The organism is Blautia sp. HCP3S3_B11 (assembly GCF_052064435.1).
Classification (GTDB): domain Bacteria; phylum Bacillota; class Clostridia; order Lachnospirales; family Lachnospiraceae; genus Blautia_A.
Map to the genome: position 1 here is coordinate 20,765 of NZ_JBQHVP010000029.1, position 6,365 is coordinate 27,129.

Annotated in this window: 7 protein-coding genes and 2 pseudogenes; all 9 read right to left on the reverse strand. The window is 39.9% G+C overall.

The genetic code is table 11. The annotated features are described in order from the left end of the window. Positions 1-24 precede the first annotated feature (24 nt). Positions 25-975: pseudogene (locus ACTNC0_RS17290) on the reverse strand (alpha/beta hydrolase). 606 nt (positions 976-1,581) lie between these two features. Beyond that, positions 1,582-2,448, reverse strand: coding sequence for an aminoglycoside 6-adenylyltransferase AadE (locus ACTNC0_RS17295; RefSeq protein WP_001255868.1), 867 nt, complete (start codon positions 2,446-2,448; stop codon positions 1,582-1,584). Positions 2,449-2,604: 156 nt separating this feature from the next. After that, the gene (locus ACTNC0_RS17300; protein ID WP_071585656.1) at positions 2,605-2,844 is read right to left on the reverse strand and encodes an aspartate/glutamate racemase family protein; all 240 of its coding nucleotides are present in this window, start codon (positions 2,842-2,844) and stop codon (positions 2,605-2,607) included. Then, positions 2,841-2,981 carry a methyltransferase gene (locus tag ACTNC0_RS17305; protein ID WP_441088371.1) on the reverse strand — a complete coding sequence of 47 codons (141 nt, stop codon included), beginning with the start codon at positions 2,979-2,981 and terminating at the stop codon, positions 2,841-2,843. The genes ACTNC0_RS17300 and ACTNC0_RS17305 overlap by 4 nt, the downstream gene beginning before the upstream one ends. Positions 2,982-3,144: 163 nt before the next feature. Further along, the gene (gene lnu(C), locus ACTNC0_RS17310; RefSeq protein WP_019543803.1) at positions 3,145-3,639 is read right to left on the reverse strand and encodes a lincosamide nucleotidyltransferase Lnu(C); all 495 of its coding nucleotides are present in this window, start codon (positions 3,637-3,639) and stop codon (positions 3,145-3,147) included. 23 nt (positions 3,640-3,662) lie between these two features. Further along, complete coding sequence (locus ACTNC0_RS17315) at positions 3,663-4,700, reverse strand: IS1595-like element ISSag10 family transposase (RefSeq protein ID WP_002837184.1); 1,038 nt, start codon at positions 4,698-4,700, stop codon at positions 3,663-3,665. A 47-nt stretch (positions 4,701-4,747) separates the two neighbouring features. Then, a complete protein-coding gene (locus tag ACTNC0_RS17320) occupies positions 4,748-5,338 on the reverse strand; it encodes a class I SAM-dependent methyltransferase (protein WP_330681823.1) in 591 nt (196 codons plus the stop codon). A 63-nt stretch (positions 5,339-5,401) separates the two neighbouring features. Continuing rightward, on the reverse strand, positions 5,402-5,947 hold the full coding sequence (locus ACTNC0_RS17325; RefSeq protein ID WP_441088372.1) for an AAA family ATPase: 546 nt from the start codon (positions 5,945-5,947) through the stop codon (positions 5,402-5,404). Positions 5,948-6,146: 199 nt separating this feature from the next. Next, a pseudogene (locus tag ACTNC0_RS17330) lies at positions 6,147-6,278 on the reverse strand (DUF4111 domain-containing protein); the annotation flags it as partial. Positions 6,279-6,365: the final 87 nt, after the last annotated feature.

A 6,365-nucleotide genomic window follows, 5' to 3' on the forward strand; every position in this document is an offset into this window, starting at 1 on the left:
TTCTCCAACGTGCTTTTTTCTTACTCACAGTGTTTCCTCTTTCAGAAATTCATTGATATAGGTGAAACTTTCCTGTACATGAAGCTGCTTGATCCCCAACGCAAAATATCCATGTAATGCATCTTTGATCCGATGTATCTCCACATAATTTCCAGCCTCTTTTAAGCGCTTCCCATATGCTTCCCCTTCATCTCGAAGTGGATCAAATTCACATGTAAGAATCAATGTATCAGGTTGATTCGCTAAATCTTCTGCTATGTATGGTGCAAAATAAGGATTCTTCTTATCCTCTTTATTTCTCGCATAAAGATCAATATAATCCTGCATCTTCCCAGCTGTCAAAAGATAATCTGTTCCATTTTCCTTAACAGATGGAAATGGTGAATTTTCTGTATAATCATTATATGTAGCCGGATAGATCAGTATCTGTCTTTTTGGCATAAATTCTCCACAATCTCTAGCCATCAAAGATAATGCTGCACAAAGATTCCCTCCGGCACTATCTCCGATCAATGTAATATTTTCGGGTTTTATGTTGAGCATAAAATCTCCGGAATATAATGTTTTCACAACGGCATAACAATCTTCCAGACCTGCCGGGAATTTATCTTCCGGTGCCAGTCGGTATTCAACTGCAACTACATATTGTCCGGTTGCATTAGCAAGCCGGGCACAAATTCTTTCATAATTATCGATACTCTCTGTAACCCAGCCGCCGCCATGTATAAACAAAAGCATCTTTTTATCTTAAATATTATGTTTCTTTTCTTCACTCTCACGAAAACTTTTTTCAGTTGGAAAGAAAATACGAATCGGGACTGCATGACTCCCGTTATATATTTTCTCATCTATTTTTTTATAAAAAATCTTCATCGGATCCAATCGTTTTAAATCCGCCATATGACAAAATGCTTCTACTTCCACACCATCAAAAGACACAGCTTTCAAAATCTTCTTCGCTGTCTGATTAATCAATACTATATTCTCCTTATACCCGTTCTTAGGTCAGTTTACAAGGAACTACACGCAGACCGTGAAACGGGCTGCTGACAACAAACGGCGGTATGCTCCCGGAGAGGGCAGCATACCGCCTGTTTTGTTGTCCGGGGTTTCCAAAGGGGTGCCCCCTTTGGCACACGACTTTGCTTGCAAAGTGTAGTGTGTTATACCTGCTGGCGTGGCTGACGGGGGAAACGGGGTGCGGTGCTTCTTGCGCCCCGTTTGCTCCGGCAGGAAAACAGGCTGAATTTTTGCGAATGGGAATGAGCAAAAAATCGGCCTGTTTTCAGAGAACGGCGGCAGGTATATGAAAGCCCCCGTCCCTCGTCCTACGCTCCGACTTGTGGACAAAGTGTCCCGAAGTTGTGGCCACACTCCCGGAAAAGTAGCAGGACAGCGGGCAACCGTCAAGGCTGAAATGAACGGGGTTACACCCGGCCTTGACCGCCGCCCGCCGCCCCGCTGGATGGGTGGACAAGGCGGCCAATCCCTCAAAGTGCTTGTCCGCGCTCTTTCTGATTTTGAGGTATTCAGTTTTTCAAAATTGAATAATCAAAATAAATTTTTTCGATTGAAAAAATTTTATTTGTTATCATCTTCAATGCCATATTTTTTCTTTTGCCGAATCACATAATTACTGATTTTTTCATCATATAGTGGATACTGGTAATCCAACTGGCATGCCACTTCTGACGAAACCTCCCGGAACAATGCCATACATTGTTCAAAGGATTCCCACATATGGGGATAGGAATCCATATTATAAGTGGACATAAGTCGTTCCCACAATTCCTCTGGGACATATTGCTTCATAAATTTATAGTTTTTTCCCAAACTGAAATGAAATCCCTGTTTGATACCAATCAGCCAGGAAATCATGCGAAGCAATTCTTTTCGTACTATATCATTCATATGGTCAATAGCAAAAAGAATTTCTTTGCGGCATAAGCCCTTTACTACATATGTTGTAGTATTCCAAAATTCATTACAGCAATCGTCAAACATTCTTTGAGTAGGCTTCTGCAAGTGGTAGTCTATATCCGTTGGTATTGGCGGCTTTACGATACGGTTGTCTTTATCCAACAGTAACTTTACCAGTTTATCCCATGTAAAATACTCGTCTATCAGTTCCAGCGGCAGCAAAGTTAAATCTATCTTAACATCATCAGTAAACAGCATTAAATATGAAAATCCCTTTTCTACAGCTGGAAATAATTCCATATCTTCCGGCTTTTGCAGAATCAACCTTTCACCAAATATATCTAGCCATTTATCATCACTTGTGAAGCTGTCCATATCCGTAACAAAAAAAGTAATATCAAAATCCTGAAAATCATCAGGCGGAATATTTGTATTTGTTCTAGATCCTTCCAAAGTAACCATGCGAATGCGTTTGTCTGTTTTTGCAAAATTCAAAACAATATCATAAACTTCCTTTTCTGATCTCATTTTTATCTCCTCCAATTATTGAAATAGGTGTGAAGCCATTTTAGGGCTTTCCCGCCTTGATTACCCTTTAGCAAAGACGGGCGGGGCTGTCAACGGCGGCGCATGAAATGCGCCGTTCATCTTGACCGTTGACTGGCTCGGCTGGCTTTGCTATTTTTATCGAATTGCATATTGGTAAATTGCATTGATATGTACTTGGGTTGTATTCACGATTGGCACATTAACATCTTCGGGCTTTATGGCAAGTGGCAGCTCCGTACAGGCGAGAATGAGTGCATCTACATTTTCTTTTTCAATGTATTTATTTGCCAGTGCAATCATTTTCTCTTTATCACTAGGAATTACTATGCCATTCTCTAAATTGGGGTATATCAGTTTTCCTAATAGAGATATTATTTTTTCGCTATCGCCTTTACAAGTAACATCATCGGGCGGCGAAGTTCATCTTCCATACCCGGAATATCCATCATCTCTTTAGGCGGTTTTGCTTCCTCTACAACTTTAAGCTCAAACCCATTGTTCAGCAATCCCATTATAATCTGTGTAAGTGTGTGATGTTGTTTTACTACATCACATCCTAAAAAATGTGTATTTCGTTCTCCTGTTATAAAGTAAGGCTATGTCACAACAAACAGTTGATAAATAGCCATTTTTATAGGGGAGTATCAGAACTCCCCTACAAACTGTTATTTGCAGTTATCTATACTCATTTGGAATTTCGATATGAAGTGTCTCACACAATAACTTCACATCATGTGCATCATTTTCATCAAACTCGTATCCCAGATGGAACATTACTTGACTATATGGTTCAATACAGGAAACCTCTATTTCCTCAATTCTTCCTTTACCCGAAAAAGTTTCTACCGGAAAACAATCCCCATCATAAAGAATTTCACCTTCGTCCGTATATTCAAAACAATGCAAATCAATAATTCTGTTTTTCAAATCTTCCCATACAGTATGGTTCAATGTTGTATATTCCATCTTAATCTCATAAAAGCCATTAGCTTTCATTATTTCTATAAAGTTCTGATAATCGTTCTTTTCTACAAAAATGTCAATATCATTATGGGCTCTTGACTGATATCCAAGAAGAGCATCTACACCCCAGCCACCATCAAGAAAGACTTTAATCTCCGCATCTATTGCAAATTGAAGAATCTGTTTTACATCTGTTATATTGACCATCTTATCATCTCCACAAATTCTAATTAGGCGACCAGAGGAACTGCTGGTCTGTTTGATAAATCTCTGCATTTAGCAGTTTTCAATGTTGCCAAAACGAAAGTTAAGAAGATGTTCCTTTTCTCCATGTCGCTTTCTTTGGCGTAATTTACAAGGTTATTCCACACAAGATAGTTGTTCAGATACTTGGTAGAAACACCGTTAAAGCCACGCATAAACCTCTTTAGCTGGCTATGGTAGCTATTGATATGTTGGATATTATAAATGCCTTTCTTGGCTTTGCCAGTCTTTAACTGCACAAGGTCAATGCCATTGGCATTTGTAAATCTCACATAGGAGTTCATCTTGTCCGTAACAAGAGTGGAATTGGTCTTAATCCTACCATCATAAATATGATGTAAATCTCTTGTAGAAACTCTACCAGTATTCGTAATCTTGGAGATAGACAAGCCATTCCTATTAACCGCACAAGGAACACATACCTTTTCTTGGGACAAGCCTCTGATATGTGTAGAATGACCACGCTTATGAGCCTTGCGTGGCATAGCAAATGTCTTACTCTTGCTATGATTGCCCTTGTACGAGATGGCGAAAAAAGTTTCGTCAGCCTCAATAATGCCGTCAAGGGTAACATCGTCTGCCATATTCTGAAGTGCATCCAAAATCTTGTGTCTCCAAAGGAATGCGGTGTTTCTGTGAATCCCACAAGCAACAGCAGTCTTACGAATGGATAAGCCATTCATCATACAATCAATGTACTGCTCCCACACGGACAAGTCTTTTCTTGTACCAGACACAATGGAGTTCGTAGCAATCACGAAGGACTTGCCACAATCCTTACATACATATCGCTGTGTGCCATCTTTACGATGACCATTGCGAACCACATGGATACAGCCACAAAGAGGGCATACACGACCATTTGCAAAGCGTTCCTTTGCTACGAAATCTTCAATATTCAAAGACTTTACAAAGGCAGGACTTAAAAGCATTGTTTTAAGGCTTTCCTGCTCTGCGACAGTCAACTTACCGATAATATCTAATGCGTCTTTGATAGTAGGCATATCCAATTACCTCCTTCGGTGGTACTGTTTCTTACTATTATTATACGCTATTTCTCGTCAAAAATCAACCATTTGTTGTGACAGAGCCTAAAGTAATTATCAATCGCCCAATATTGCGGTTTCCCATCATCTGTATAAATCCAATCCTGCCCAACTCCTGCGGTAAAAACAGGGTGTTCGATATTAAAAAGAAAAATTCCACCTGGTTTTAATGTCCTATACACTTTTTGAAATATTTCCACTATGTCCTCTATATAGTGCAGAGCTAAATTAGATATAACACAATCCCATTCATTTTCTGGATAGTCATATTCCTCTAATCCGCTAATACGATATTCAATTTGATTTCCTGAATTGCGCTTTTGGGCTTCCTCAATCATTTTCTTACTTAAATCGATCCCTAATATTTTTGTAGCTCCTTGTTCTTCTGCGAACTTGCAGTGCCAGCCATATCCGCACCCCAAGTCAAGAACAGATTTTCCTTCTAACGAAGGAAACAAAGGTTTTAATTGATGCCATTCACCAGCAGCTTTTAACCCCTCTTTACTGCGGGACATCTTTGCATATTCTTCAAAAAACTTCTCATTATCGTATTCATTATTCATAACCTTAACATCTCCTATTTTATCCTTCGGCACCGCCGCCTCCAGGCGGCTCCCCAACTTCATCTGCTCGATAAATGGGAATTGCACCAAAACAATCTAAGACAACAATGCTGCCCTACTTGCGATTTTTTCTTGTACTGCGGAAACAGTTTCTTGAATGGAATAATTGGTCGTATCTACAACATTCGATTCATATATTCCCAGATTGCAAAATTGCTCCCACATTGTTTCTACCAATTCGATATTTGTTTTTCGGTCTAACTTTGAGCGTTCAACAGCCCGCTTTAAGGTTTCTTCCTTACTTGCCCTTAAAATAATATAATGCACCTCATAATGTTCCCGAACAAGAGCTTTCCATGGCTCCAAAAACCATGGCCCGACAATCCCATCTACAATTACATCATATCCGCCACGAGCATATCGCTTTGCAGCTTCTAAAAAGGCTTCAATGACAACCAGATTTTGCTCTTTGGATTCTGGCAAATGTGGTGGTATTGCGCCTTTGCTTAAGTAATGAAAAAAGTCATCGGTGTGCATATGCACTGATTTATCCATATCTGATTCCTTTGCGACAATCGACGCAGTTGTTGTCTTTCCTGTTCCCGGCGAACCTGTAATCACAATAATTCTTCCTTGATTCATCTACATTCTCCCTCGCAATTCAGATTTACCGCTCTCTTTCTGGTTTTGGAGCGTTTCTTCTCTCAAGATTGAAATGGGCGGGAAGCCATTTTAGGGCTTTCCCGCCTTGATTGCCCATCAGCAAAGACGGGCGGGACTGTCAACGGCGGCGCATTTATGCGCCGTTCATCTTGACCGTTGATTGGCCCCGCTAACTTTGCTACTCTGTTCTAAGTAATTCCTCAATTTGTTTTTTCATATATTCTACAAGTGCCATCGCTTCCTTTTCTACTGTCTCCCATTCATCAGACAAATTTCCCAAATAAGCTTCCTTTGCCGTTGTTAGCAGGGGAGACTGTCCGAAAACTCGGATAATCTAATCTGATGAGAAAAAGATTGATATGCTCTTGTGAGCGTTCAATATAAATTAAAATTGCAC